General features: G+C 54.9%; 2 protein-coding genes and 1 pseudogene. 2 read left to right on the top strand and 1 reads right to left on the bottom strand.

Annotated features, from left to right (window positions below; genetic code table 11):
- Positions 1-45: 45 nt before the first annotated feature.
- Entirely contained in the window at positions 46-474 is a 429-nt protein-coding gene (locus WCA53_RS17455; protein WP_423913106.1) for a YciI family protein, read from the bottom strand.
- Positions 475-1,142: 668 nt separating this feature from the next.
- Between WCA53_RS17455 and WCA53_RS17460 the strand changes: the two genes are divergently transcribed.
- Both WCA53_RS17460 and WCA53_RS17465 read left to right on the top strand, forming a co-directional pair.
- On the top strand, positions 1,143-3,347 hold the full coding sequence (locus WCA53_RS17460; protein ID WP_423913109.1) for an OsmC domain/YcaO domain-containing protein: 2,205 nt from the start codon (positions 1,143-1,145) through the stop codon (positions 3,345-3,347).
- A gap of 228 nt (positions 3,348-3,575) precedes the next feature.
- Positions 3,576-3,704, top strand: a pseudogene (locus WCA53_RS17465) (ribonuclease); the annotation flags it as partial.

Genomic DNA, 3,704 nt, shown 5'->3' on the forward strand with positions numbered 1-3,704 from the left:
GTTACGAAGTCGATACGCCGAACCGCACTGCGCCGCGTAACGTCATTAGCGGCGCTGCGCGTCGATTTGCTGCCGCAGCTGCTTTTCGGTCTCCTGGAGTTCGGGGCTAAACGCTTCGCCGAAGTCCGCAGCCTCGAAGAAGGGTCGAATCTCGATTTCTGATTCGCTTGGCATCGGGTTCGGGCAGCGGCGAACCCATTCGATCGCTTCTTCCATCGATTGGACTTGCCAGATCCAATACCCGGCGATCAGTTCTTTAGTTTCGGCAAAGGGACCGTCAACGACCGTTCGGTCTGCGCCAGAAAACTTGACGCGCACGCCCTTCGAACTGGGTTTCAGTCCGTCGCCAGCTTGCATGATCCCCGCTTTGACGAGTTCCTCGTTGTATCGGCCCATCGCTGCGATAAGTTCCATGCTCGGCATTTGACCGGCTTCGGATTCTGGGGTCGCCTTGACCATGACCATCACACGCATTTCGTTTCTCCTGTCAAAAAGTGATTCTCAGAATATCTCGAAAGACTTTCGGTGTCTTCAACACGACGACGAATGAACGTGCCCAAATTCGACAGCCAAATTCCTTCGGGTGTTCAGCCGCCACGGTGACTGACCGGTCTTAAGCTTCACGCGCCGCTAATTTGTGTTGCTCGCACGCTTGAACGGCAGCGCAAATAGCACGAGCTTCGGCATCGTCCCGGGGCGCAGCAAACGATGGTCGAAACCAGAGAAGCGTCGCTCGCTCTCCGTGAGACACAGTGTCATCAGTTCGCGCACGCAGACCTCGACTGAGCGTCGGGCGAGCGAATGTGTTAGAGATCGAATCACTCATTCCTGAGACTCCCAGGTGAATGCATCACGAATTCTGACATTACTTGAGGGGCTTTGTGTCGAAGTGGCGCCTCGATATCTGCCCCCCCTGACCAGGGGCACAAGCTCGGTGTTCGCCAAGTTACTTTTACCGCATGACTCCACGCCGGCAGCGACCCCGTTCCCGCAAGAGTGCCGCCGCTGGATTGCCGCTAGGTAGTTCTCGCATTCCCAAGAGAAATGGGGGAGGAACTCGCGGCGTTTCAGTATGGTGCAACTGCACTTGGCGAGGGATAATAGCGGGTACAACATTTGAGCGCTATTTTTAGGATTCCCCCATGGAAATTAAAGTCAACTTTCTCGATAAGCTACGTCTTGAAGCCAAGTTCGATGACTTCACGGTAGTGTCCGACCAGCCTATCCGTTATAAAGGCGATGGCTCGGCGCCGGGTCCCTTCGATTATTTTCTGGCCTCGTCTGCCCTGTGCGCAGCTTATTTTGTGAAGTTGTACTGCGTAAATCGCAATATTCCTACCGAAAATATTCGCCTGTCGCAGAACAATATTGTTGACCCGGAAAACCGGTACCAGCAGATTTTCAAGATTCAGGTTGAGTTGCCGGCGGACATCTCTGCCAAAGACCGCCAAGGTATTTTGCGCTCCATCGACCGTTGTACGGTGAAGAAAGTGGTGCAAGCCGGGCCCGACTTTGTCATCGAAGAGGTAGAGAATCTGGATGCCGATGCTCAGTCCTTGCTGATGTCGAAGCCGGCTTCTGACGCCAGCACCTATATTGCGGGCAAGGATCTGCCGCTGGAGCAAACCATCGCCAATATGTCGGGTATTTTGGCGGCCTTGGGCATCAAGATTGAAATCGCTTCGTGGCGCAATCTGGTTCCCAATGTGTGGTCGCTGCATATCCGCGATGCGCACTCGCCGATGTGTTTTACCAATGGCAAGGGAGCGACCAAAGAAAGCGCGTTGGCGTCGGCGTTGGGAGAGTATATAGAGCGACTGAACTGCAACCATTTCTACGCTGGCACGTTCTGGGGCGAAGACATCGCCAACGCGGCGTTTGTACATTACCCGAACGAGCGCTGGTTCAAGCCTGGGCGTAAGGATGCGCTGCCGGCTGAAATCCTGGATGCGTACTGCCTGGAAATTTATAATCCCGATGGCGAATTGCATGGCTCGCATTTGTACGACACCAACTCGGGCAATGTGCAGCGCGGTATCTGTTCGCTGCCGTTTGTGCGGCAGTCGGACGGCGAAGTGGTGTATTTTCCGTCCAACCTGATCGAAAACCTGTTCGTCAGCAATGGCATGAGTGCCGGCAATACGCTGGTCGAAGCGCAGGTGCAATGTCTGTCCGAAATTTTCGAACGTGCGGTAAAGCGTGAAATTCTCGAAGGTGAAATCGCATTGCCTGATGTGCCGCACGAAGTGCTGGCGAAATATCCAGGCATTCTGGCCGGGATTCAGGGGTTGGAAGAGCAGGGCTTTCCGGTGCTGGTAAAGGATGCGTCGCTGGGTGGGACCTACCCGGTGATGTGCGTCACATTGATGAACCCGCGGACGGGCGGCGTCTTTGCCTCGTTCGGCGCACACCCAAGCTTCGAGGTGGCGCTGGAACGGAGTCTCACCGAATTGCTGCAGGGCCGCAGTTTTGAAGGCCTGAACGAATTACCCCGGCCGACCTTTGCCAGTGAAGCCGTGACTGAGCCCAATAACTTTGTCGAGCACTTCATCGATTCCAGCGGTATTGTGTCGTGGCGCTTTTTCAGCGCCAAAGCAGATTTCGAATTTGTTGAGTGGGATTTTTCTGGCCAGGGTGAAAACTCCAATGCCGAGGAAGCCGCAACATTGTTTGGAATCCTCGAAGACATGGGCAAAGAGGTGTACATGGCGGTGTACGAACAGCTGGGCGCCATGGCCTGCCGGATTTTGGTGCCCGGGTATTCGGAGATTTACCCGGTAGAGGATTTGATCTGGGATAACACAAACAAGGCGCTGTTGTTCCGCGCCGATATTTTGAAATTGCATCGCCTGGACGATGCCGGCCTGGCAGCATTGCTTGAGCGGCTGGATAACAATGAACTGGATGAGCACTCCGATATTGCCACTTTGATCGGCATCGAGTTTGACGAAAATACGGACTGGGGACAGCTAACCGTTCTCGAGTTGAAGCTGCTGATTCATCTCGCTTTGAAGCAATTTGAGGAGGCGCAAGAGCTGGTAGGCGCCTTCCTGCAGTACAACGACAACACGGTCGAACGCGGATTGTTTTACCAGGCGTTAAATGGGGTGCTGGAGGTGCTGCTCGATGACGACCTGGAACTGGACGACTACGCGGTCAACTTCCGTCGGATGTTCGGCGACGCTCGGATGGACGCGGCAATGGGGTCAGTAGACGGCAGCGTGCGGTTCTTTGGCTTAACGCCAACGAGTATGAAACTGGAGGGTCTGGACAGGCACGACCGCTTGATCGACAGTTACAAGAAATTGCATAAGGCACGGGCCAATGTGGCGGCTGCAGCGCGTTAGGGCTTCGAGTCATGGATGGTTGCGATAATGCTATTCATCCCCCGGCACAAACGCATGTGGATACCGGAGCGACCGTCTGTGCCGGCGTGCATCAGAGAGCCGCGCATCGGCCTGGTTGTCGAGTAAAAAATTTCGATGTCCGCCGAACATTGATTCAGTCTGCCGTTAGCGATACCCTTAAATCGTTCGTGATCGTCGAATGCTAGTCAACCCGGAGGCAACCGTATCGTGAAGCGAGCGTGGGCTTTCTCCTGCATCCTCTCCTTGAGCGCTATCCTCGGCGGATGCGGTAAGGACGGATCGCAAAACGCTACTCAGGAACCGGGCGCATCCGCGAGTCAGGCACCGGTTCAGCTT

This window comes from Caballeronia sp. (assembly GCF_049581465.1).
Lineage (GTDB): Bacteria > Pseudomonadota > Gammaproteobacteria > Burkholderiales > Burkholderiaceae > Caballeronia.